The sequence below is a fragment of the Pseudomonas koreensis genome, assembly GCF_024169245.1.
Classification (GTDB): domain Bacteria; phylum Pseudomonadota; class Gammaproteobacteria; order Pseudomonadales; family Pseudomonadaceae; genus Aquipseudomonas; species Aquipseudomonas koreensis_F.
Genome location: NZ_JALJWP010000001.1, coordinates 5,162,277 through 5,186,509 on the forward strand (window position 1 = coordinate 5,162,277; position 24,233 = coordinate 5,186,509).

The 24,233-nt window shown below is 60.4% G+C and carries 18 protein-coding genes; 8 read left to right on the forward strand and 10 right to left on the reverse strand.

The genetic code is table 11. From position 1 onward, the window contains the following. From J2Y90_RS22845 to J2Y90_RS22865, 5 genes are all read left to right on the forward strand, one after another. A complete protein-coding gene (locus J2Y90_RS22845; protein ID WP_253503573.1) occupies positions 1–1,635 on the forward strand; it encodes an ABC transporter ATP-binding protein in 1,635 nt (544 codons plus the stop codon). Positions 1,636–1,803: 168 nt separating this feature from the next. Further along, the gene (locus J2Y90_RS22850) at positions 1,804–2,325 is read left to right on the forward strand and encodes a DUF3455 domain-containing protein (protein ID WP_253503576.1); all 522 of its coding nucleotides are present in this window, start codon (positions 1,804–1,806) and stop codon (positions 2,323–2,325) included. A gap of 153 nt (positions 2,326–2,478) precedes the next feature. Then, on the forward strand, positions 2,479–3,006 hold the full coding sequence (locus J2Y90_RS22855) for a sigma-70 family RNA polymerase sigma factor (RefSeq protein ID WP_253503578.1): 528 nt from the start codon (positions 2,479–2,481) through the stop codon (positions 3,004–3,006). Next, entirely contained in the window at positions 3,003–3,695 is a 693-nt protein-coding gene (locus J2Y90_RS22860; RefSeq protein WP_253503581.1) for an anti-sigma factor, read from the forward strand. The genes J2Y90_RS22855 and J2Y90_RS22860 overlap by 4 nt, the downstream gene beginning before the upstream one ends. Positions 3,696–3,896: 201 nt before the next feature. Continuing rightward, positions 3,897–4,337 (forward strand): phage infection protein, encoded by a 441-nt coding sequence (locus tag J2Y90_RS22865; RefSeq protein ID WP_253503584.1) that lies wholly within the window; start codon positions 3,897–3,899, stop codon positions 4,335–4,337. A gap of 70 nt (positions 4,338–4,407) precedes the next feature. On the opposite strand, the gene J2Y90_RS22870 is transcribed toward J2Y90_RS22865, so the two are convergent. Next, complete coding sequence (locus J2Y90_RS22870) at positions 4,408–5,490, reverse strand: DUF1615 domain-containing protein (protein WP_253503587.1); 1,083 nt, start codon at positions 5,488–5,490, stop codon at positions 4,408–4,410. Positions 5,491–5,746: 256 nt separating this feature from the next. On the opposite strand from J2Y90_RS22870, the gene J2Y90_RS22875 reads away from it, so the two are divergent. Together J2Y90_RS22875 and J2Y90_RS22880 are read left to right on the forward strand one after the other, a co-directional pair. Continuing rightward, positions 5,747–7,951: a TonB-dependent receptor gene (locus tag J2Y90_RS22875; RefSeq protein ID WP_253503590.1), complete on the forward strand. Its 2,205-nt coding sequence runs from the start codon at positions 5,747–5,749 to the stop codon at positions 7,949–7,951. 291 nt (positions 7,952–8,242) lie between these two features. Then, the gene (locus J2Y90_RS22880; RefSeq protein WP_253503592.1) at positions 8,243–9,772 is read left to right on the forward strand and encodes an FAD-dependent oxidoreductase; all 1,530 of its coding nucleotides are present in this window, start codon (positions 8,243–8,245) and stop codon (positions 9,770–9,772) included. A gap of 124 nt (positions 9,773–9,896) precedes the next feature. On the opposite strand, the gene hemB is transcribed toward J2Y90_RS22880, so the two are convergent. Next, positions 9,897–10,871 carry a porphobilinogen synthase gene (hemB, locus tag J2Y90_RS22885; RefSeq protein WP_042609118.1) on the reverse strand — a complete coding sequence of 325 codons (975 nt, stop codon included), beginning with the start codon at positions 10,869–10,871 and terminating at the stop codon, positions 9,897–9,899. Between the two features lie 223 nt (positions 10,872–11,094). After that, positions 11,095–11,793, reverse strand: a complete 699-nt coding sequence (locus J2Y90_RS22890; RefSeq protein ID WP_253503597.1) for a glutathione binding-like protein — start codon at positions 11,791–11,793, stop codon at positions 11,095–11,097. Positions 11,794–12,076: 283 nt separating this feature from the next. On the opposite strand from J2Y90_RS22890, the gene J2Y90_RS22895 reads away from it, so the two are divergent. Beyond that, positions 12,077–12,751, forward strand: a complete 675-nt coding sequence (locus tag J2Y90_RS22895; RefSeq protein WP_253503600.1) for a histidine phosphatase family protein — start codon at positions 12,077–12,079, stop codon at positions 12,749–12,751. A gap of 109 nt (positions 12,752–12,860) precedes the next feature. Here J2Y90_RS22895 and mnmH read toward each other — a convergent pair whose 3' ends face one another. The 7 genes from mnmH to tssI all read right to left on the reverse strand — a co-directional run bounded on the left by mnmH (position 12,861) and on the right by tssI (position 24,067). After that, on the reverse strand, positions 12,861–13,964 hold the full coding sequence (mnmH, locus tag J2Y90_RS22900; RefSeq protein ID WP_253503603.1) for a tRNA 2-selenouridine(34) synthase MnmH: 1,104 nt from the start codon (positions 13,962–13,964) through the stop codon (positions 12,861–12,863). Next, positions 13,964–14,998, reverse strand: a complete 1,035-nt coding sequence (gene selD, locus J2Y90_RS22905; protein WP_253503606.1) for a selenide, water dikinase SelD — start codon at positions 14,996–14,998, stop codon at positions 13,964–13,966. The genes mnmH and selD overlap by 1 nt, the downstream gene beginning before the upstream one ends. Positions 14,999–15,170: 172 nt before the next feature. After that, positions 15,171–16,280 (reverse strand): hypothetical protein, encoded by a 1,110-nt coding sequence (locus J2Y90_RS22910; RefSeq protein WP_253503609.1) that lies wholly within the window; start codon positions 16,278–16,280, stop codon positions 15,171–15,173. A 228-nt stretch (positions 16,281–16,508) separates the two neighbouring features. After that, positions 16,509–17,624: a SoxR reducing system RseC family protein gene (locus J2Y90_RS22915; RefSeq protein ID WP_253503611.1), complete on the reverse strand. Its 1,116-nt coding sequence runs from the start codon at positions 17,622–17,624 to the stop codon at positions 16,509–16,511. After that, a complete protein-coding gene (locus J2Y90_RS22920) occupies positions 17,614–21,204 on the reverse strand; it encodes a toxin VasX (RefSeq protein WP_367399443.1) in 3,591 nt (1,196 codons plus the stop codon). Before J2Y90_RS22920 ends, J2Y90_RS22915 begins: the two co-directional genes overlap by 11 nt. Next, positions 21,201–22,067: a DUF4123 domain-containing protein gene (locus J2Y90_RS22930; protein WP_253503618.1), complete on the reverse strand. Its 867-nt coding sequence runs from the start codon at positions 22,065–22,067 to the stop codon at positions 21,201–21,203. The genes J2Y90_RS22920 and J2Y90_RS22930 overlap by 4 nt, the downstream gene beginning before the upstream one ends. Next, positions 22,064–24,067 (reverse strand): type VI secretion system tip protein TssI/VgrG, encoded by a 2,004-nt coding sequence (gene tssI / locus J2Y90_RS22935; RefSeq protein ID WP_253503621.1) that lies wholly within the window; start codon positions 24,065–24,067, stop codon positions 22,064–22,066. Before tssI ends, J2Y90_RS22930 begins: the two co-directional genes overlap by 4 nt. Between the last annotated feature and the right edge of the window lie 166 nt (positions 24,068–24,233).

Below are 24,233 nucleotides of genomic sequence, written 5' to 3' on the forward strand. Positions count from 1 at the left end.
ATGCAAGACAACCTGATTGAAATTCGCGACCTGCGCGTGGCCTTCGCCGGGCAGGAAGTGGTGCACGGTGTGAACCTCGACATTCGCCGTGGCGAGTGTCTGGCGCTGGTCGGTGAATCCGGCTCGGGCAAGTCGGTGACGGCGCATTCGATCCTGCGTCTGCTCCCGGGCAAGAGCGTTAGCAGCAGCGGCGCGATTCGCTATAGCGGCGTAGATTTGCTGCACGCCAGCGAACAGCAGATGCGCGGTCTGCGGGGCAATCGCATTGCGATGATCTTCCAGGAGCCGATGACCTCGCTGAACCCGTTGCACACGGTGGAAAAACAGATCAGCGAAGTGCTGGAAATCCACAAGGGCCTCAAGGGCCGCGCCGCTCGTGCACGGACGCTCGAGCTGCTGGAACTGGTTGGTATTCACCAACCGTTACAGCGTCTGAAAGCCTATCCGCATCAGCTCTCCGGCGGTCAGCGGCAACGGGTGATGATCGCCATGGCGCTGGCCAACGAGCCGGAACTGCTGATTGCCGATGAGCCGACCACGGCGCTGGACGTGACCGTGCAACAGAAGATTCTCGAACTGCTGATCGAACTGCAGCAGCGCCTCGGCATGTCGTTGTTGCTGATCAGTCACGACCTCAATCTGGTACGGCGCATTGCTCAGCGGGTGTGCGTGATGCGTCAAGGCGAGATCGTTGAACAGGCCGACTGCGAAACGCTGTTTCGTGCGCCGCAGGATCCCTACAGTCGTTTGTTGATCGAAGCTGAGCCGAGCGGCGTGCCGGTGCCCAGTGAATACGAGCACAATCTGTTGGAAGTCGATGACTTGAAGGTGTGGTTTCCCCTGCCGAAAAAATTCTTCAGCCGCCAGCAGGATTACATCAAAGCGGTGGACGGGGTCAGTTTCACCCTGCAACGCGGCAAGACCCTGGGCATTGTCGGCGAGTCGGGTTCGGGCAAGTCGACGCTGGGGCAGGCGATCCTGCGACTGGTCGAATCAGAGGGCGATATCCGGTTCGGCAACAAGCAATTGAGCCTGCTCAATCAGCGCCTGATGCGCCCGTTGCGCCGGCAGATTCAAGTGGTGTTCCAGGACCCGTTCGGCAGCCTCAGCCCGCGCATGTCGGTGCAGCAGATCATTGCCGAAGGCCTGCTGACCCATGGCATCGGCAGCGAGGCCGAGCGTGAAGCAGCGGTGATCCGCGTGCTTGAGGAAGTCGGCCTCGATCCGCAGAGCCGCCATCGTTACCCACACGAGTTTTCCGGCGGCCAGCGCCAGCGCATCTCCATCGCCCGCGCACTGGTGCTGGAACCGGCGCTGATCCTGCTCGACGAACCGACCTCGGCGCTGGATCGAACGGTGCAGAAACAGGTGGTGGAGTTGTTGCGCCAGTTGCAGATCAGGCACGGGCTGACTTATCTGTTCATCAGCCATGATCTGGCGGTGGTGCATGCGCTGGCGCATGACTTGATGGTGATCAAGGATGGCAAGGTGGTTGAACAAGGATCGTCGCGCGAGATCTTCGCCGCGCCGCAACATCCGTACACCCAAGAGTTACTGAAAGCCTCGGGCCTCAAGCCTTACAGAGAGCCTTGTGGGAGCGAGCCTGGTCGCGAATGCGGTGCGTCAGTCACATAAGTGCTGACTGACCCGACGCTTTCGCGAGCAGGCTCGCTCCCACAGGTTTGATCTTTGTGTTTGAAATTTATTTTTCCGGCACTGCATCCAATCGCCTCCGTCACGGGTAGTCCCTGTAACAGCCCACTCTGGTGCTGTCAGCGCACTACCTTTTCGGAGAATCATCGGATGAACATCACCCAGCTGATTGGCTTCACCGGTTTGCTCGCCTTCACCGCGACCACCTTCGCCCAGAGCAGTTATCCCGACGCGATCAAGGTGCCGGACGGGCACAAGATTGCCCTGGAAACCACCGGGGTTGGCGAGATCACCTACGAATGCCGCGACAAACCCAATATGGCCGGGCAGACCGAGTGGACCTTTGTCGGCCCGAAAGCGGTGCTCAATGATCGCAGCGGCAAACAGGTCGGCACCTATTTCGGCCCGCCTGCTACCTGGCAAGCCAAGGACGGTTCGAAAGTCACCGGCACACAACTGGCCGTGGCGCCGTCGAGCCCGCGAAACCTGCCCTATCAACTGGTCAAGGCCAATCCGGCCGAGGGCAAAGGCGCGATGACCGGGGTCAGCTACATCCAGCGTGTTGCGCTCAAGGGCGGCGTGGCGCCGGGCAGCGAATGCACGATGGCGAACAAGGGCAAGCAGGAAATGGTGAAGTACCAGGCGGATTATATTTTCTGGGCGGCGAACTGATTTCGGATGTGTCACAAATTTCCTGTAGGAGCTGCGGCACGCTGCGATCTTTTGATTTGTCTTCTAAAAAGCAAGATCAAAAGATCGCAGCGTGCCGCAGCTCCTACAAGGGGATCTGTGTGGTTCCGGGAAATGTGAGCTAGATTGCACCCCATGCCTTTAGCCGAATCCGTTTTCGATTACGAAGCCCGCCTCGCTGCCTGTGCCCGGGGAGAGCGCGCGGCTCTGCGCGATCTGTATGTGCAGGAAGGCCCGCGCTTGCTCGGCGTAGCCAAGCGATTGGTGCGCGATACGGCGCTGGCAGAGGACATTGTGCATGAGGCGTTCATCAAGATCTGGAACGGCGCCGCCGGGTTCGACCCGGCGCGCGGGTCGGCGCGGGGCTGGATGTTCAGCGTGGCCCGGCATCTGGCCTTGAATCAGCTGCGCAAGCAAAGTCGGGAAACGCCGTTCAGCGAAGAACATGAGGCCGCCGCGCCTGATGAGGCGGTCGATGTTCACTCGGCTCGCATTCATCGCTGCCTCGAACAACTGGAACCGCAGCGGCGCAGCTGCATCCTCCACGCCTACGTCGACGGTTACAGCCACGCGCAGATATCCGCGCGCCTCGACACGCCGCTGGGCACGGTCAAAGCGTGGATCAAGCGCAGCCTCAATGCTTTGCGGGAGTGCATGGGATGACCGGCGAATCAGCGCAGGAACGGGATGAACTGGCCGGCGAATACGTGCTCGGCACGCTGTCGTTCGAGCAGCGCATCGAAGTGCAACGGCGCTTGCCCGACGAGCCCGAATTGCGTGCAGCCGTGGATGCCTGGGAGCGGCGCCTGCTGGAGCTGACCGATCTGACCGAACCTCAGCAACCGTCGGCGCAGCTGTGGCCTCGCATCGAGCGCAGTCTCGAACGGCTGACGGTGAGCAAACCGCTGACCTCCTGGTGGAACCTGCTGCCGCTGTGGCGCGGTCTGAGCGCCGCCGGGCTGGCGGCGACCTTGATGCTCGGCACGATCCTGCTGACCCAGACTGCGCCTAAACCGAGTTATCTGGTGGTGCTGGTGGCGCCGCAGGACAAGGCGCCGGGCTGGGTGATTCAGGCGAGCAATGCACGTGAGATCCAGTTGATTCCGCTGGGCGTGGTCGACGTGCCGGCGGACAAGGCGCTGGAATTCTGGACCAAGGCTGACGGCTGGTCGGGGCCGGTGTCGTTGGGCCTGGTCAAACCGGGGCAGGCGTTGTCGGTGCCGCTGGACAAACTGCCGCCGCTGCAACCCAACCAGCTGTTTGAGCTGACGCTGGAAGGCGCCAACGGCTCGCCGATCGGCAAGCCGACCGGGCCGATTCAGGCGATCGGGCGTGCGGTGAAGGTGCTCTGACGTTCCTCTGTAAGAGCTGCCGAAGGCTGCGATCTTTTGATTGTTCTCAAAATCAAGATCAAAAGATCGCAGCCTTCGGCAGCTCCTACATTAATCATCATCGCCGTCGATGTTCATCATCACGGCAATGAAGTTCTCATAAAAAAATCCGGGCGTAACATCAGCTCCATACCAACCAACAACACCCCGGAGCACACCATCATGAAACGCCAGACTCTTCTCAGCATCGCCTTCTCGGTTTTTGCAGTAAACGCTTTCGCCGCCACTCCGGCGCACACCATGATCGCCGAGGGCGGTTCGGACAAACTGATTGAAAGCCGTCTGGCTGAAGGCGGTTCGGATCGCCTGATCGAACGCCGTGTTGCTGAAGGTGGCGCTGATCGTCTGATCGAACGCCGTGTTGCCGAAGGTGGTGCTGATCGTCTGATCGAACGCCGTGTTGCTGAAGGTGGCGCTGATCGTCTGATCGAACGCCGCGTTGCCGAAGGTGGTGCTGATCGTCTGATCGAACGCCGCGTTGCTGAAGGTGGTGCTGATCGTCTGATCGAACGTCGCGTTGCTGAAGGTGGCGCTGATCGCCTGATCGAACGCCGCGTTGCCGAAGGTGGTTCGGATCGCCTGATCGAACGCCGCGTTGCCTGATGCATGACTGCAAGCGCAACACCGCAGAGAAACCCGGCTCCCGCAGCCGGGTTTTTTATGTCTGCGTGTTTTATCCGGCCTTGGCCATGCAGCGCTTGTAGCGCTCGTCCACGCGCTTGGCAAACCAGGCTGTGGTGAGTTTGCGGGTGATCTTCGGACTCTGCAGCACGATTCCCGGCAATAGCGCACGCGGTAGCGCCTTGCCTTCGGCCCGCTCAGCCAGTTCGAACACACGCTGATAGAGTTTCGTCTCTTCGAATTCCAGGGTTTTGCCCTTCTCCAGTTGATCGCGAATCGTCGGGTTGCGCATGCCCAGCGACTTGCCGAGGGTGCGCACCGCCAGTTCAGTACTGCCGGGCATGATCGAATCGTAGCGAATCAGGTCGCCGTCCAGGGTCAGCGGAATGCCGGACGCGCGGCTGACCGCGTTCTGAAACGCCGCATTGCGGCTGGCGTACCAGCCAGCATTGAAATCGGCGAAGCGATACAGCGGCTCACGGTAGTTCACCGGGTAACCGAGCAAATGGGCGATGCCGAAATACATGCCGCCGCGCCGGCTGAACACTTCACGGCGGATCGTGCCGTCCACCGGGTACGGATAATCCTTGGCGTGCTCCTCGGCGAATTCGATGCTGACCTGCATCGGCCCGCCGGTGTGCACCGGGTTGAAGCCGCCGAACAGCGTACGGCCCATCGGCACCATGCCGATGAAGTCGTCGAAAATCGCGCTCAGCTCCTTTTCACTGCGCGCGGCATTCAGGCGTTCGCTGTAGGTCTTACCATTCGGCGAGCGCACCTGCAAAGCACCGCTGACCAGCAGGCCGGGGATGTGCACCTTGGCGGCGCGGCGATCGATTTCATCGCGGGCGATCTTGCCCAGCCCGGGCACCGTCGGGTCGGCCTGGAAAGTCGACTCCTGCTCGGCCACAGCCAGTACCGAACACAGATTCTGCGTGGTGGTGCTGATGCCTTGTGCGGCAAACGCAGCGTAGATGTCCGTGGCCCAGCCCTGACGGTCGGCGGTTTTTGCCGGCAGCAGGCGGACGATTTCCGCTTTCACTTCGGCCGGCGGGCGCGGTGCCGGTTCGTTGCTGCGCTGGCTGGCGCAACCGGCGAGCAGTAGCAAGGCGCCGAGAGTAATGAGTAATCGCATGTTGCTCCATCCAATCAAATTAGCCAGACCACCATACACAACCCGTGTAGGAGCTGCCGCAGGCGGCGATCTTTTGATTTTGTTTTAAAAGAAAAATCAAAAGATCGCCGCCTGCGGCAGCTCCTACGACGGAAGACAAACTGATTGCATAACGTTACTGCGAAAACCTATCATTTGCGCCTGGAGTCGTATTAGCGCAAGGAGTTCCGCGCCGCCCTTATTTTATTCATTGGCCGCTCGCCTCCAGGTATCCGACATGCCCGCTTCAGCTCGACTCGGCGCTCCGTTCCGCCCGACTTTGCTTGCCCTGCTGTGCTCCCTGACCGTCACCGCTCACGCTGCTGAACAAAACAGCAAAGCGCTGGTGCTCGACGACGTCAACGTCAATGCCCAGGCCCCTGCGCCCAACGCCCTGCCCCCGGTCTATGCTGGCGGTCAGGTTGCGCGCGGTGGCCAGTTGGGCGTGCTCGGCAATCAGGACATGATGGACGTGCCGTTCAGCGCGGCGTCCTACACCGAGCAACTGATCCAGGATCAGCAGGCGGAAAACGTTGCCGATGTGCTGCTCAACGATTCCTCGGTGCGCCAGGCCTCGGGCTTCTCCAACCAGGCGCAGGTCTTCATGATTCGCGGCCTGCCACTCAATGGCGACGACATTTCCTATAACGGCCTGTACGGCGTGTTGCCCCGGCAGATCATTTCCACCGATGCACTGGAACGCGTGGAAGTATTCAAAGGCCCCAATGCTTTCATCAACGGCGTGACCCCGACCGGTTCCGGCATCGGCGGCGGCGTCAACCTGCAACCCAAGCGCGCTGGCGACGTACCGCTGCGCCGTTATACCACCGACATCAACAGCGAAGGCCGCATCGGTCACCACTTCGACATCGGCCAGCGCTTCGGTGAAGACAACCGCTTCGGCGCCCGGGTCAACCTGTCGCAGCGCGAAGGCGACACCGGCATCGATCACGAAAACCAGCGTTCGAAACTGTTCGCCATTGGTCTGGATTATCGCGGCGATGCGCTGCGGATTTCCGGCGACTTTGCCTATCAGAAAGAACGTGTCAACGGTGGCCGCAGCTCGGTCAACCTCGGCACCGCCACGCACCTGCCGGACGCGCCATCGGCAGACACCAACTACGCGCCGAAATGGGGCTACACCGATATCGAAGACACCTTCGGCATGCTCCGCGCCGAGTACGACCTCAACGACAACTGGACCGCCTACGCCGCCGGTGGCGCCAAGCACACCCGTGAAGTCGGCCGTTACAACTCGACCACGCTGGTCGGCAACAGCGGCGCCTCGTTCACCACCGGCTCGTTCGTGCCCCATGACGAGGACAACACCAGCGTCATGGCCGGCCTCAACGGCAAATTCAACACCGGCCCGGTCAGCCACAAGCTGAATTTCGGCCTGACCGGGATCTGGGCTGAGCAGCGCAGTGCCTATGACTTCGACCTGACGCGCTACTCGAACAACATCTATCACCCGATCACCCCGCCGGCACCGGTCGGCAACTTCGCTGGCGGCGATCTCAACGATCCGGGCATCGTCGGCAAAACCTTCAACCGCAGCGTGGCGATTTCCGACACCCTAGGTTTCTTCGACGATCGCCTGCTGGTCACCGCTGGCCTGCGTCGTCAGCAACTGGTGGTGCAGGGTTACAGCTACGCCAGCTACGGCAGCGGCCCGCGTTCCTCGAGCTACGACGAATCGATCACCACGCCGGTCTACGGCATCGTGTTCAAGCCGTGGGAGCATGTGTCGATCTACGCCAACCACATCGAGGGCCTCGCGCAAGGACCGACCTCGCCGACCAGCTCCGGCGGTTTCCGCGTGACCAACGGCAACGAGGTTTACGCACCAAAACGCTCCAAGCAGACCGAACTCGGCGTGAAAGTCGACATGGGCACCTACGGTGCGAGCCTCGGCGTTTACCGCATCGAACAGCCAAGCGACGGCTACTGCGAAATCAACAGTCCGACCACTTGCACCTACGTACGTGAAGGCGAGCAGATCAACAAAGGCGTGGAAATGAACGTGTTCGGCGAGCCGCTCGAAGGCCTGCGCCTGATCAGCGGCCTGACGCTCATGGACACCGAACTGAAAAACACCCTCAACGGTGCCAACGATGGCAACCACGCCATCGGCGTGCCGACCTTCCAGTTCAACGCTGGCGTGGATTGGGACGTGCCGGGTCTGCAAGGCGTCGCGCTGAATGCGCGAATGCTGCGCACCGGCGGGCAATACGCCGACGCGGCGAACAACCTCAGCCTGCCAACGTGGAACCGCTTCGACGCGGGTGCGCGTTATGCGTTCAAGGTCTCGGAGAAGGATGTAACGCTGCGTTTCGGCGTTGAGAACGTGGCGAACAAGAAGTACTGGGAATCGGCTCAGGGCGGGTACCTGACCCAGGGTGAACCGCGGGTGGCGAAGCTGTCCGGGACGATTGATTTCTAAGCACTAAAAAGATCAAAAGCCCCTCACCCTAACCCTCTCCCAGAGGTAGAGGGGACTGACCGAGATGTTCTCTCGAACTACGCCGACCTGAAATATCCAGTCGAACTCAGGTCTTGAAAAGCCCCCGATCGGCTCCCTCTCCCTCGGGAGAGGGCTGGGGTGAGGGGTTGCAGCCGTGCAGTCCATTCCCAGGTATGCACAAAACAGCCGCCCTGTCCCGTCCGGCCGACCACACTGGCCACCCTCTCCCGCTGATCCATACTTGCTGCACAGCCAAAGGAGGACAGCCCCATGAACCGCAGCGACGTGCTGATCATCGGCGCCGGCCCGACCGGTCTGGTCCTGGCGCTGTGGCTAAGCAAACTCGGCGTACGCGTGCGGATCATCGACAAGACTACGGCGCCCGGCACTACTTCCCGCGCTCTGGCCGTGCAGGCACGCACCCTCGAGCTATATCGCCAACTCGACCTGGCCGACACCATCGTGCGTCGTGGCCATCAGGTCGCAGCGGCGAACTTCTGGGTCAACGGCAAACCGGCCGCGCAGTTGCCACTCAAGCGCATCGGCGAAGGCCTCACTCCCTACGCCTTCGTCGAGATTTTCCCGCAGGACGAGCACGAACGGCTGCTGCTCGAGCGCCTCGAAGACTACGGCGTCAGCGTCGAGCGCAATACCGCGCTCGACAGCTTCGAGGACACCGGCGACACCATCACCGCCCATCTGCGCCTGCCCGATGGCCAGCAGGAAGTCTGTCAGGCCTGCTATCTGGCTGGTTGCGATGGCGCCCGTTCGGTGGTGCGCAAGACCCTCGACACTGACTTCCCCGGCGGCACCTATCAGCAGATCTTCTACGTCGCCGATGTCACGGCCAGCGGCCCGGCGCTCAATGGCGAGCTGCATCTGGATCTGGACGAAGCGGACTTTCTCGCGGTGTTCCCCCTGGCGGGCGAAGGCCGCGCGCGACTGATCGGCACGGTGCGTGACGAACGCGCCGAGCGTGCCGAAACCCTGCAATTTTCCGACGTCAGCAGCCGCGCCATCGAACACCTGAAAGTGCATATCGAAGACGTGCACTGGTTCTCCACCTACCGCGTGCATCACCGCGTGGCCGAACACTTCCGTGACGGCCGGGCATTTCTGCTCGGCGATGCCGCCCACGTACACAGCCCCGCCGGCGGCCAAGGCATGAACACCGGCATCGGCGATGCGATCAATCTGGCCTGGAAACTCGCAGCCGTGCTCAGCGGTGGTGCCGAACCGAAACTGCTCGACACCTACGAAACCGAGCGCATCGCCTTCGCCCGCCGACTGGTCTCGACCACCGACAAGGTCTTCAGCTTCGTCACCGCCGAGGGGCGCATGGCCGACCTGCTACGCATGCGGGTGGCGCCGTTTCTGCTTCCGAAAATGGCCGCGTTCGAAGCAAGCCGCGAATTCCTGTTTCGCACGGTGTCGCAAGTCACCCTCAACTATCGCGGCATGCCGCTGAGTCAGGGCGAAGCCGGCCATGTGCACGGCGGCGACCGCTTGCCGTGGGCGCATGATGGCGAAGGAGATAATTTCGGGCCGCTACGGCAACCGTGCTGGCAGGTGCATGTCTACGGCGACACCAGCGACGAGATGATCGCCTGGTGCGCCGAACATCACTTGCCTCTGCACGTCTTCGACTGGCGCCCGGCGTTTGAAACAGCCGGGTTGGGCCGAAACGGCTTTTACCTGCTGCGGCCGGATACCTATGTGGCGATTGCCGAAAACAGTGCCGATCCAAAAGTGATCGAACGCTACTTCCGCGATCACGGCATCCGCCCGTTCTTCAACTGACACACCACAACTCCCTGTAGGAGTGAGCCTGCTCGCGATAGCGTTGTGTCAGTCGAGAAAATTCATGTCTGACACACCGCTATCGCGAGCAGGCTCACTCCTACAGTCTGGATTTGTGCTGGGCTTAGATCCCGGCGAGCGCCAGATCCATCGCAAAGTAGGTGAAGATCAGATCCGCCCCCGCACGCTTGATCGCGCCGAGGCTTTCGCGGACCACGCGATCTTCATCGATCGCCCCGGCCTGGGCGCCGAACTTGATCATCGCGTATTCACCGCTGACCTGATAAGCCGCCAGTGGCAGGTTCGAGGCCTGACGAATGTCGCGGATGATATCGAGGTAGGCGCCAGCCGGTTTGACCATCAGCGCATCGGCGCCTTCCTGCTCATCGAGCAGCGATTCGCGCAGGGCTTCGCGACGATTCATCGGGTTCATCTGATAGCTCTTGCGGTCACCCTTGAGCGCGCTGCCACCGGCCTCGCGGAACGGGCCGTACAGCGCCGAAGCGAATTTGGTCGAGTAGGCCATGATCGGAATCTGGGTGAAACCGGCCGCGTCCAGCGCTTGGCGAATCGCGCGCACCTGGCCATCCATCGCCGCCGACGGCGCAATCACGTCAGCCCCGGCACGGGCGGCGGCCACGGCTTGCTTGCCGAGATTGATCAGCGTCTGGTCGTTGTCGACTTCGTGGTTGTGCATCACGCCGCAATGGCCGTGGTCGGTGTACTCGCAAAAGCAGGTGTCGGACATCACGATCATTTCCGGCACGGCGTCCTTGGCGATGCGCGACATGCGCGAGACCAGACCGTCTTCGCGCCAGGTGTCGCTGCCGTTGGCGTCGAGATGATGGGACACGCCAAAGGTCATCACCGACTTGATGCCGGCGCGGGCATAGCGCTCGATTTCACTGGCCAGTTTGCGCTCGGGGATGCGCTGCACGCCGGGCATGCTGGTGATCGGCACGAAGTCGTCGATCTCTTCCTCGACGAAGATCGGCAGGACCAGATCGTTCAGGCTGAATTCGGTTTCCTGGAACAGACTGCGCAGGCTCGCATTGCGGCGCAGACGGCGGGGACGTGCTTCGGGGAACTGACTGGACATAGGGCCTTTCCTGAAAACAGCGGATGAGACGAAAGTCGTAGGGGGCGCAGCTTATGCCTTGCGGCGGGTGCGGGACAAACCTGGATCGGCCAAGAGAGCGTTACCGCAGGTGCAACAATCCCTGTAGGAGCTGCCGAAGGCTGCGATCTCTTGATCTTGTTTTTTAGGATCAAAGTCAAAAGATCGCAGCCTTCGGCAGCTCCTACAGGGGGAACGCGGTGAGTCAGGAAGGAATAGTCAGGCCGCGGATGACCGCCGGGCGAGCTAGAAACCGCTCCAGCACTCGCGTGACGTTGGGGAAATTCTCAATCCCGACCAGGTCCCCTGCCTCATAGAAGCCGAGCAGATTGCGCACCCATGGGAACGTCGCGATATCGGCGATCGTGTAGCGCTCGCCCATGATCCAGTCGCGGCCTTCGAGGCGGGTGTTGAGCACGTTCAACAGGCGTTTGCTCTCCTCGACATAACGGTCACGCGGACGCTTGTCTTCGTAGTCCTTGCCAGCGAACTTGTTGAAGAAGCCGAGCTGGCCGAACATCGGGCCAACGCCGCCCATCTGCCACATCAGCCATTGAATGGTCTCGTAGCGCAGCGCGCCTTCCTGAGCGAGCAACTGGCCGCTCTTGTCGGCGAGATAAATCAGGATCGCGCCGGATTCGAACAGCGCCAGCGGCTGATCTTCAGGGCCATGCGGGTCGAGGATCGCCGGGATCTTGTTGTTCGGATTCAGCGAAAGAAACTCCGCCGAAGTCTGGTCGTTGGTGTCGAAACCGACGCGGTGCGGCTCGTACGGCAGGCCGATCTCTTCGAGCATGATCGACACTTTGACGCCGTTGGGGGTCGGCAGGGAGTAGAGCTGAATCCAGTCCGGGTACTGCGCCGGCCATTTCTGAGTAATCGGGAATGCAGACAGATCGGTCATTGGAAGCATCCAGTCACAAATTGAGAGCCGATCATAATGTAGGCCCGGGTTGGCGCCTACACGAACGGTAACATCCTGTCGCTAACCTGCCTGCATGCCCGCAAAGGTTGCCGTTAGAGTGCTGCGCACGGGCCCGGATCGAACCAAACGGGCATTACAGGACTCTGAGCTATGCCTTTCTCGCAGAGGAAGCTGTTCACGACAGGGAAACACCCGGTGCTGGGAGCCCGCGGTGCCAAGGTTTGTCAGCCTTAACCGATTTTGCTGAAGAATCTTCGAATTGATGACGAACCTGATGAGTTTCGCCAAACGTTTCAAACATCGCGCGTACGTGGCCCTGCCCTCCCTGCTGGCAGTCAGCGCGCTTTTTCTGTCCCTCGAATCCAGTGAAAGCCGCGCACAACCGGCGGACGGCACGCAGACCCTGGTGTTCCTGCGTCATGCGGAAAAACCCGAGGGCGGCCTCGGCCAGCTCAACTGCCAAGGCCTGAACCGGGCCATCGATCTGTCGACGCTGCTGCCGGAAAAATTCGGCAAGGCCGATTACGTGTTCGCCGCCAACCCGACGCGCAACGTTGAGGAAGGCGAACTGGACAACTCCTACAGCTACATTCGCCCGCTGATGACCATCAGCCCGGCCGCGATCAAGCTTGGCCTGCCGGTGAACATCGAGTTCTCCGCCAACGACACCAGCGATCTGGCCCGCGAGCTGCTGGACGAGAAGTATCACAACTCGACGATCTACACCGCCTGGTCCCATGGCTATCTGCCGGAGCTGATCAACAAGGTCGCCGGCAATGCGGTCGGCAAAAAACAGAACATTACCGAAGACTGGGCGGGCAACGACTTCGATTCGCTGTATGTGTTGACCCTGAAGTGGCACAACGGCAAAGCGAGTTTGCAAAGCCATAGCTACAAGCAGGGGCTGGATAACGGCAAGGCAACCTGCCCGACCTGAGATTTGTAGTGCCTGACCTTGCGTCTTCGCGAGCAGGCTCGCTCCCACAGGGGAACGCATTTCAACTGTGGGAGCGAGCCTGCTCGCGAAGAGGCCAGTTGCTTGCACCTCAAGCCTTCTGGCTCACCCGCTCGCGCAAATACTCGAGCACCGCCCCACGCTCCCCGGCGAACTCGATCCGCCCACCCTTCTTTTCGCGCTGGAACACATACATCGGGTCGTAATATTCGCGCAGCAATACGGCGATCCACTCACGGAACAGCTCGACCGAACCGCTACGGGCCTGTTCGGCCAGTGCCGCCTCCATCTGCAAATACATTCGCTGATAGCGCTCGCCACCCAGTCGCCGCTGAATATTGTTCAGGCTGGAAATCAAGCGCTCGGCATACAGCGCAAAGCCCTGCTCGCCATGCACGGCGACGAACTCGGCGTGCAGGTCAATCACATAATCCTGCAGGATTCGCTCGACCCGATTGTCGAGGCTGTCTTCGAGCCAGACCAGCGGTGCCGCTTGCATGCCTCGGTACAGCGGCAACGGCAAGGCACAGCTACCGACCACGCGACTCTCGTCTTCCAGGACAAATTGCCTGATCCCGCCGGCGCGTTTTTTCAGCACATCGACCGCCAGGCGATTTTCGAAATCGATGTTGCTCGGTTGCCCGGTGGCGCGCTTGCCGAAACTCGAACCGCGATGATTGGCATGGCCTTCCAGATCCAGACCATTGCGCAACTGCACCAGCACTTCAGTCTTGCCAGTACCGGTCATGCCACCGAGCAGAACCAGATCGCACTCGGCCACAGCCTGATCAACCGTCTCCAGGAGGAATGTGCGCATGGCCTTGTAGCCACCGCCCACACGCGGGTAATCGATGCCGCCCTCGTCCTTGATCCATTGCTGGACGAGCTGTGAACGCAGGCCACCGCGGAAACAATAGAGATAGCCATCGGGATGGTTACGGGCAAATTCGACCCAGCCCTGAATGCGCTCCTCCCGAACCTCGGCCGACACCAGCCGCTCACCCAATGCAATCGCCGCTTGCTGGCCGTGCTGTTTGTAACAGGTGCCGACCTGTTCGCGCTCACGGTCATTCATCAGCGGCAGATTGATCACACCCGGGAACGCGCCGTGGGAGAATTCGATCGGCGCACGGACATCCATCATTGGCCGGTCGTTGAGGAAAATGTCGCGGTAGTCGGTGCAGTCGCGGAGCATCAGATCACCTCGACTGCGTTCGTCTGTCGCTCGACCAGTTCGCCGATCGGCTCAAGGTTCAGGCCCAGCTCGGCAGCAACGCCGAGGAACTCGTCATTGCCCTCAGGCGTGACCGCAATCAGCAGACCGCCGCTGGTTTGCGGGTCGCACAGCACGCGCTTGTGCAGCTCCTGTACGCGGCCGACCTTGCTCGAATAGCTGTCGAAATTGCGCAGCGTACCGCCCGGCACACAGCCCTGATCGAGGTAGTACTCGACGCTGTCCAGACGCGGCACGCGGTCGTAGGCGATGCGCGCGGTCAACTGGCTGCCATCGGCCATTTCCACCAGATGCCCGAGCAGGCCGAAACCGGTGACGTCGGTCATCGCGGTGACGCCGGCGAGTTTGCCGAAACGGCTGCCGGGCTTGTTCAGAGTGCACATCCAGTCACGGGCGACACCGACGTCGGCAACGCGCAATTTGCCCTTCTTTTCGGCAGTGGTGAGGATGCCGATGCCCAGCGGTTTGGTCAGGTACAACAGGCAACCGGCGGTAGCGGTGTCGTTGCGTTTCATGTGGCGTTTTTCCACCAGACCGGTGACGGCGAGGCCGAAGATCGGCTCCGGCGCATCGATCGAATGCCCGCCCGCCAACGGAATGCCCGCCGCGTCGCACACCGAGCGACCGCCACGAATCACCTCGCGCGCCACTTCCGGCGCCAGCACGTTCACCGGCCAGCCGAGGATCGCAATCGCCATCAACGGATCGCCACCCATCGCGTAGATGTCGCTGATCGCGTTGGTCGCGGCAATGCGGCCGAAGTCGAACGGATCATCGACGATCGGCATGAAGAAATCGGTGGTCGAGACCACACCGCGCTCGGCATCAATCTCATACACCGCCGCGTCATCGCGCGACGCGTTGCCGACCCAGAGTTTTGGATCGAGGTTCTGTGCGCCGCTGCCGGCGAGGATCACTTCCAGCACCTGCGGGGAAATCTTGCAGCCACAACCGGCGCCATGGCTGTATTGGGTCAGACGAATCGGCTCGCTCATGGGAGAGTCTCTGGCAATGAATGGGGCGGATTCTAGCAGAGCGCGAGAGCGCAGATTTCAGTGCTGATCGAGCGGCCCTTTCGCGAGCAGGCTCGCTCCCACATTTGTACCGTGGTCTCCTGTGAGAGCGAGCCCGCTCGCGAAGGCAATCGACCCTGCCCGCACCGCCCCGTCAACCCCGTCTGCAAACCTCAGCGAAAATCTGCGTAATCGGCCGATGCGGCTGGCGCTTGTGCATCCGCCGCACTTGTTCGCTCAGCCACAACAGCTCTTCACTGGGCTTGGCCCATTGCTCTTTCGGCAATGGCTCGGACCATTCGCGCATGACTTCCGGCAGCGCCTGCTTGCCGATTGTTTCGAGTCGGCGCACTTCCCATTCGACCAGACGGTTGGGAATCGTCCATAAAGTCATGACGTGATACAGGTACCAAAAGAACCCCGACAGCCGCGAGCGGCGGCCTTCACGTATCTGCTGATGCATCCGCGCCCGGGCGTTACGGAAAGTGTGCAGGCCTTCGTGGGGCGGGTCGTCCGGGCCTTGAAGGTCTTGCAGGTCCTGAATCGATTTGAGGTCGTTGACCTCGTACTCCATGTAACCGCGAATCGCTTCCCAGTGGCTGATCGCAAGCTCCAGGCCGGCACATTGGAATTCGAGGCTGGTGAGGGTTTCGCCGTGACGAAAACCGATGCCCATGCCGTATTGGCGATGGATGCCGAATTGGGTGGCGCCTTTGGCTTCGATAATCCAGGCGCTGAGCGATTCCCACGGGACGAAAACTGGTTCGGTGGCCCCTTCGGGCATAAAGCAGACTTCGCGGCGTTGGCGGTTGAAGCGGGTTGGAATGAGGGAGAGGCGTTTTTTATGGAAGTGGTGCCAGACGCCCAGGCCGATCAGTAGAATCAAAGGCTCGGTCAGTAACGCGCTTTCATATCCTGCTTGGAATATACCCACTATTGATTCCCAAATGAGTGTTGGACCATAGCCGAATACGACACCCAGCATTCCCGTAATCAAGGGGAATATGAAAATGACCATAACCGCTAAACTGACCGGCCCCCCCAACGTCATTTGCCACATAAAAACTTGCGGCTGGCCTAATCCGAAGTCCATGTAAACATCATTGAGCTCACCGATATGTGGACCATAAGGGGGCATCGGTGTGGGCAGTGGCAACGGTGCGAGATAGGTGATCTTTCCGCTTGGAAAAGGCTCTACATCGCCCGGTCGTCTAATCACCTTACATTGAGCATCAACAAGAGGCTCATCGTGATCATTCAGCATGGTCAGCCCATTCGAGGTATTGAGTTTCTACCAGCAAAACCGGAGGGTTTTCCTCGACCGACCCGGTAGCAACAACCGAAGAATGGCCGGCCCGAGGGTCTCCCACCTCGGCCAAGTTCAACCGAAACATCCGCATCCAACGCGGTCCCCTGTGGGAGCGAGCCTGCTCGCGAAGGCGCTCAAACAGGCAAAAAACCTTCCTCCCTCTGGTCAAAAAACTGCTCTGCATCAGTCCACAGCCCGCCTGCAAACCTCAGCGAAAATCTGCGTAATCGGCCGATGCGGCTGGCGCTTGTTCATCCGCCGCACCTGTTCACTCAGCCGCAACAGCTCTTCGCTGGGCTTGGCCCATTGCTCTTTTGGCAATGGCTCGGACCATTCGCGCATGACTTCCGGCAGCGCCTGTTTGCCGATTGTTTCGAGTCGGCGCACTTCCCATTCGACCAAACGGTTTGGAATCGTCCATAAAGTCATGACGTGATACAGGTACCAAAAAAATCCCGACAGCCGCGAGCGGCGGCCTTCACGGATCTGCTGATGCATCCGCGCGCGGGCGTTACGAAAAGTGTGCAGGCCTTCGTGGGGTGGGTCGTCCGGGCCTTGCAGATCCTGCAAGGCCTGAATCGATTTGAGGTCGTTGACTTCGTACTCCATGTAACCGCGAATCGCTTCCCAATGACTGATCGCAAGCTCCAGGCCGGCGCATTGGAATTCCTGGCTTATGAGATTTTCACCTTGGTAGAAACCGATGCCCATGCCGTATTGGCGGTGGATGCCAAACTGGGTGGCGCCTTTGGCTTCGATGATCCAGGCGGACAGCGATTCCCATGGGACGAAGACTGGTTCGGTGGCGCCTTCGGGCATGAAGCAGACTTCGCGGCGTTGGCGGTTGAAGCGGGTTGGAATTAGGGATAGACGTTTTTTGTGGACGTGGTGCCAGACGCCTAGGCCAATAAACAAGGCAATCAAACCCGTTGAGAACGCCAATTTGTAAATGGCAAAAAAAATACCTTCAATGACTTCTTTAATGAACTCCCAGCTATCACCGAACAGAAGTCCTATAAACCCTCCCATCAGTGGATATAGAAAGGCGATCATTAATGTGCCGCTGAATGGTCCGCCTAAAATGACTTGCCAAGAAAAAACCTCCAGTGTCCCTAAACCGAAATCCATATAAACGTCATTCAGTTCACCGTTATGCGGACCGTAAGCTGGCATTGATGTTGGTAATGGCAAGGGCGCGAGATAGGTAATTTTTCCGCTCGGAAACGCCTCAGTGTCACCGGTCTTTCTAGGCTGTCGAAGCGGGTGAGTTGCTAATGGATCATCGTGATTATTCAGCATGGTCAGCTCTTTCTAACAGTTGAGCGTCAACCAGCAAAACTGGAGGTTTTTCTTTGGCCTGTTGGGGAGTAACAACCCCAAAATGACCCTCACCACGCGGATCTAGGTGAATGACGCGAGTTCGAGATGCCCATTCACCTTTTTCATTCAATGTCTGAACGCACACAGCCAATTCCAGCGTTTCTTTCGCGGGAACAAATTCCGACCCGAGGCCCGCTGGATACTGGAGACAAAGTATCAGTCCTTCTGGGCTGGACTTCACGATGCGCAGGCTGCTTAAAATCTCGTCACTAATGACATCTCGCTGCTCTCGTGGTGCTCCTCGACTGTGCAGCGGAATTGAAATGCGGTGCGCGCCGATACCTAAACGGGAGGTTGGGTTCCCGCCAAACGGAGACAGCAGATCATTCAGCGTTAGGGTCGGCAATGCTAAGTGAATATCGCTGGGTTTGGCTTTGAATAACAGATCCTTCAGCCAAGAGTCGTACAGATTTGGGCCAAGCTGCGCGTAAGGTGCGTGAATTAAAAAAGCCAGATAACTTTGATAGTCATCAAGTGAGTGGTCGCCACGCATCTCGCTATCCCTACTCCACGGTGTGATTTTCAACCATTTATCGTGAGCACTGATGTTGTAGCGGCTGTACAGCCAGCTGCCCCCCAGCTCTAGAACAGTAAAAAGTGCTCCAGCGAGATTGAAGCGGAAAAAGACGGTGGATAAACGTGTGCCAGCAGCGGCCCAAGCAGCTCTTCGAGCGGCATTACTTGACGCCTTCAATACCTTGAATGTGGAGTGGACAGTGTTGGTCAAACCATAGCCACTAGCTGATGTCATGCCACCAGCTCCCATCGTCGCCAATGCAGCTGCGCTTTGCGCCGAATGATTTCCACTGCGAACCGCCTGTTCCCAGTTTTTGCGCTGCGTGACAAAACTGTTCGTAGAAGAAGCCAACCCTGACAAATATGTAAAAAAACCCAATCCCACATGCAATTTCCCCATCTGCACGTGCACGGTCTGCAACGCATGGAGCTGAACGCTTGCCACTAGAGAAGCGCAGCGAACTTTTAACGCCGTATCAGCAAGACTTTGTGCGGCACTAAATCCCGCCGCTCCCGTTGCAACGACTGAATTCATCAACGAGGTCCACACTCTTTCATTTACAGCCTGCCTGCGCAGCTCCCGATAAACCCCCACCAAATTCACCACCTGCACCAACACCACCAACAATCCCATCCCCTCCGTCCGCACCAGACTCGCCTTCGAAACCCCCGCCACCCCTGCACGAATATTTTCCAGCAACCCACGCAATTCCCCTTGCTGCGCCGGCGGAAACACCACCGTCACGCCCGCTTTCGCCGGGGTGGCGCCATACAGCCGTGCCGAGCGATCAGGCAACTCATCAATCGGGCTCAACGCCGCCGCCAGCCTTCCTTCGAACAAGGCCAGTTGCGTACGCACGCGGACGATTTCCTGCTGCAATTCCACCGCCCGGGCGGTTTTGTGGCCCTGGCGATTTTTGTTGTGGGTGAGCTGGTTGCGTTCGCGGTTGAGGGTTTTCAGGTAGTCGCGTTCGCGCAGCACTTCCTTGATCGTGGCTTGCAGCGCCGCTTGTTCCGCCGGGGTGGACACGGTGAAGGTCACGCCGCTGGTTCGCGCGGCGTCGAATACGCGCAGGCGCAGGGCTTTGGGCAAGCGCTGGAACAGCTCGTCGAGGTCGGGGATTTTCTCGCCGGCGAGGTCGAAGCCTTCCAGCGCCCGGTTCAGGCCGAGGTTCAGCGCCGGGCTGTAGGTGTCTTGCACCGCATCGGCGAGGACGCGGCTGTGTGCGGGCAGATCGTCGAGGGCCGGCAGCTGCGGCTGCTCGATGCTCTGCAATTTGGCCAGCCAGTCCGGCAGGTTGTTGAACATCGCCATGCCGGCGTTGAACAGCGTTGAATATTGCCCGGCGTGCTCGGTCTGCAGGCGCAGCGGCAAGGTGTAAAACAACGGGCGGGTCAGTTGCGGATGTTGCTCGAGGTAACCGAGCATTTGTTCGTTGGCCGTGTCGCTGCGACCGATGTCCTTCAGGCAGGCGTATTCGCTGGCGAAGGCCTGATCGATCTGCGCCGGCAGTTGCCCGTCGAAATACCACGCCGAGCGATGGAAACGCCCGGCGCACAGCAGTTGCGCGCGATCGGCGGTGATGCGTTCGAGCAGGCGATTCCAGCGTCCGAGGTTGTCGCGATGATTGTTCAGCACCTCGTCCATGGCCGGGCGGTCGATCAGGTCGTTGATGCCGCGCTTGCCGCTGAGCAGCGGGCCGTCGAGCACGTCTTTCATGCGCCGGCTCTGATCCTTGCCGAGCTCGACCAGTGTGCTCAGGTGACGCTCGACGAAGTCGGCCGGGGCGACTTCAACAAAATATTCACGGGTGTAAAAGCGCCGATCCGCCTCGGCCGTGACGCGAGCATGTGCGGTGAAATCCGGGGCGACGCCGTCGAAACGGTTCAGCGTCAGCGACTGATCGAGTGCCTTTTCGCGAAGCTGTTGCAACTCAGGCGTGGCTTCGACTGCAACTGGCTCGACCTCACCACCCTTGTTCAAATACTCGAGCAGCGCCTGCCGGGTGTTTTCCCGATCCGGCTCGGGCAATTGCTCCAGTTCAGCGAACAATGCCTGGGCGCGCGGATCGTCGCTGGCCTTGGCCAGGGTGTCGAAATCCTGAGCGCCGAGCTGGCTCAGCGACTCGATGTAGCTGGCCAGCAGATAGTCGCGCTCGTTGTTATCGGTGTTGCTCCACTGCTCGATCCAGCCGACCACCAGGTCCTGATAACCGGCCAGGTCGCGCATTACCCCAAGGTCGTCGTTGATCAACAGAAACAGCGTGTCGTCCTGATAAGGTCCGCGCACCCGACCAAGAAATTCGCCGATATGCGCCTCGCGAAAACGTCGCGGGTTTTCCCACAGATAGGGTTCACGCTCGTGCTCCGGCGCGTCGCTGACCTGCACCACCGGCATCCGCGTGGCGTCCGCCTCGGCCAGCGGTTTCGCTGTGCAGGCCACTTCCGCCAGCCACTGTTTGGCCTGGGCCACGGTGAGCAGATGCTCGCCGCCGATCAGACAATGCACGGGGCCAAGATCGACCGCCTGCATGAAGTGCTCGCGCTCCTCCGCGCTGTCCAGCACCTGTCGGCATTTCGCCGCGCTCAACTGCACGTCGGCGAAGGTCACGTAGAGGGTGCTTTTGCGCGAAAAGATCAACGCCGGACGTTCTTCAATGGCGCTGCGCTGATCCTCGCTGACGCTTTTGCCGCGATGCAGCAATGCGCTGATGACGCCGTCCAGCACGCGATATTCGTAGAGCTCGCCGCTGAGGTTGTCGACGATGTACAGCCAGCCATCGCGCAGGCGGCGGATGCCCATGGGTCGCGTGGTCAGGGTGTACGGCAGCGTGAGTTCGGTGCTGGGGTCGAGGGGTTTTTCCACCAGGCCGTAAGCGAGGGGCAGCAGTTGCACGTGGGTGTTGCGCAAGGGGCAGGCGGCTGGCGCACCAATGGGCGCTTTCGACGCGGCTAACGCATCGAGGTTGGCGGGGTGATTCATGATTGATTTCTCTCAGAGACCCATCGGAAGGCCATTGCAGCGGCAATCGCAACGCGCTCGCCGGGGGATTGCAGCGAAGGTGTGTGCATCAGCTGATGGATCTGCGGATGCCGATTGCACGCTGCATCGTCCAGCCATGCCACCACGTTGGCGTACAGCAGAATCTCGGACGGGCTGCTCAAGGCAAGCTCGCTGGCATGGGCGTGGATGCGTTCCAGCAGTTGCCAGCGTTCAACTGCCGTGTCCCCGGCATGAAAATCAGGAAAGTGCTTGAGCAGGTGCGTATCGATGTCGAGCAACACCCGCCGCCGATCCACCCGATCCAGCGCGGCATCCTGCTCGGCACTCAACCGATACGGCGCCACCAACGCCCCAACCTGCCCGTGCTGAGGTCGCTGACAGTGCCAGACTCCCCCCGCACCATCCGCCGTGACCACACACCCCAGCGGCCCGAACAGACTCGCATCGCCGCTGGCAAACAGCGCCTGCGTCACGGCGGCATCCGCCAGCCGCAACAACACCGGCGAGCCGACCGGCAGCTCGACGATCAGCAGCTGGCGCAAGTGCTCGACGATTTCATGCGCCGGCGCGGCGCTGAACAACAGCACGCCCCACTCCTGTTGGGCATGCTGCAGATAAAACCGCGCCACCGGATCGTCAGCGTCAGCGAGCGCCACCAGCAGCGGCGAGATGTCGCGCAGGGCCGAAAACGGTGGCTGGTCGAACAGCGCAAAAGCGTTGGCGGCGGGATCGAGCCTTCGCAGTTGCGCTGGCAAATCCGCGATCGTCGCACCGTCGAGCAGCACAAACGCCTGCTGCTCAGCCCACGGCAAACCTTCAGGCCAATCCGTCAGAAGGCTCATGCCTGAGCCGCCTCGCAGATCAGGCAACGCGAGGTCCGCGTGGTCAGTAGCGCATGACGTTGCTGCACCGCATCGAATGTCGCTTTGAGCAGCGGCGTGGCGCCCGGCAGCAACGGTTCGGCTGGCAGAGACACCGCTGGCACCCCGCCCTGCACAATCGGCGTACTGCTGAAGATCCCCGCCGCCCCCACCGTCAGCCAGTGTCCGCCGGCCGCCAGGGTTATTTGCATGCCGCTGTTGAAAACCACCTGCTCGCCCGCGCCGAAATGCAGCTGCTGCGCGGCACTGACGCGTTGGCTGGAGACCCGTACATGCTGTTCGCCCTGCACCCACAGATGATCGTCCTGCTTGAGTTCAGTCAGGCGATTGCCGTGGGTCAGGTGATGTTCTTCATCGCGCAACTCAAGGCTGGAGACGCCGCCAATCACCTGGCTGTGCAGGTTGTCGACCTGCACACGCAAGTCGTTGAGCACGTGCTGAACGAAGTCGCGCTGCGCCCGGATGGAGATTTCTTCCGCGCCTTGCCGGTCCTCGATGCGCAGTTCGTTGTAACCACCGCCACCGGGGCTGCTCTGGCTGCGCCAGATACTGCGCGTCTGTTGCGCCGGCAGGTCCAGCGGCACCGGGGTTTCGGCGTTGGGCAGGCAGGCGAGCAAATGCGGTTTGTCCGGATCACCCTCGGTGAACCCCACCAACACTTCCATGCCGACCCGTGGAATCTGCACGCTGCCGTAGCGGTCATGTGCCCAGGCGGTGGCCACGCGCAGCCAGCAACTTGACTGTTCATCGCGCTGGCCGTCGCGATCCCAGAGCATTTGCACTTTCACGCGGCCGTAGGCATCGCTGTAGATTTCTTCGCCGGGCGGGCCGGTCACCACCGCCAGCTGACTGCCGCTGACGCGCGGTTTGACATGCTTGAGCTGCGGGCGAAACACCACGTCCCACGGTGTGGCGACGAAATGGTTGCGATAGCCCTGACTGAAACCATCTGCGTCAGCCTGCTCGGTGAACGCTTCCTTGAGCACTTGCGGCTGTTTGCCGATGTGCTCGACCTCGGTCAGCAACCATAAATCGTTGCAGTCGGCGCGCGAGTAATCGGCCATGGTCATGAAACTGCCGCCGCGCATCAGCGCCTGATTGCTACGCCCGTTAGCCAGACGATAGTCGGCACCATGGCGCTCCAGCACACGCTGGCTGAGGTGTTTGCCTCGCTCGCGATGGGTGAACTGCCCGGGAAACTCATAATCTTCCAGCAGCGGAACCCGCGCTGCACTGGCCTTGGCATCCAACTGCACCGCAGGCTTTTCGAAGTGATAGTCGCGGCGCTCGACGAGGTTGCAGCGTGGTTCAAGGCGCACAGTGAACTGGTCGATAACCGGCGCGTCGGCAACCAGGCCATTGCCCTGCAGATAACGGGTCGTCACATCGTGTTTGAGAAACGCCGTCTGATCGTCGCCGAACACCAACAGGTGCGCCTCACGGCGGTGGCGAAAGTGAAAGTGCACGCCCTCCTCCTCGCACAGCCTCTGGATGAAGTGCAGATCGGATTCCTGGTATTGCACGCAATACACCCGCGCCGGGTACTCGGTGCTGAGCTGAAAATGCCAGGCATCGGCCTGCATGCCGTGATCGCCCAACACATTGGCGATGATCTGCGGCACGCTCAGGTTCTGGAAAATCCGCTGATTGCGCCGATGCGCGAGGTAGGCAAGATGCGGTGCCAGGGTGATCTGGTAACGGCTCAGCCGAACACCGCAATCACCCTGGCCGACCCGATAGACCAACCCGTGCATGCCGCCACCGTCGGCACCGAAACAGAGAAAGGCCGGCCGGTGCAGCAAGCCTTCCAGATCCAGATCGTGGCGCTCGCTGACCAGCTCGATATCAAGTTCGTAGGCCTGGTTGAGCATTTCCCGGGTTCGAAAGCCGAACACTTGAAGATCGTGGGAAACGCCTTCTATCTCGAGGGTGAAAACAACTGGCTTGCCAGCAATGCGCATCCACTTGTCCCTGTGTCTGACTGAAAGACGGGACTGTGCAGCGGCGCGCTGCAATGGGTGAAGTCAGACGTTTCCCTGTTTTGCCAGTCTGCGAGCGAAAAGGACGTGGCTCACAGAGAAACGGACAGATTCCTACGGAAATGATCCCGGACCGCCTGCAATTTCA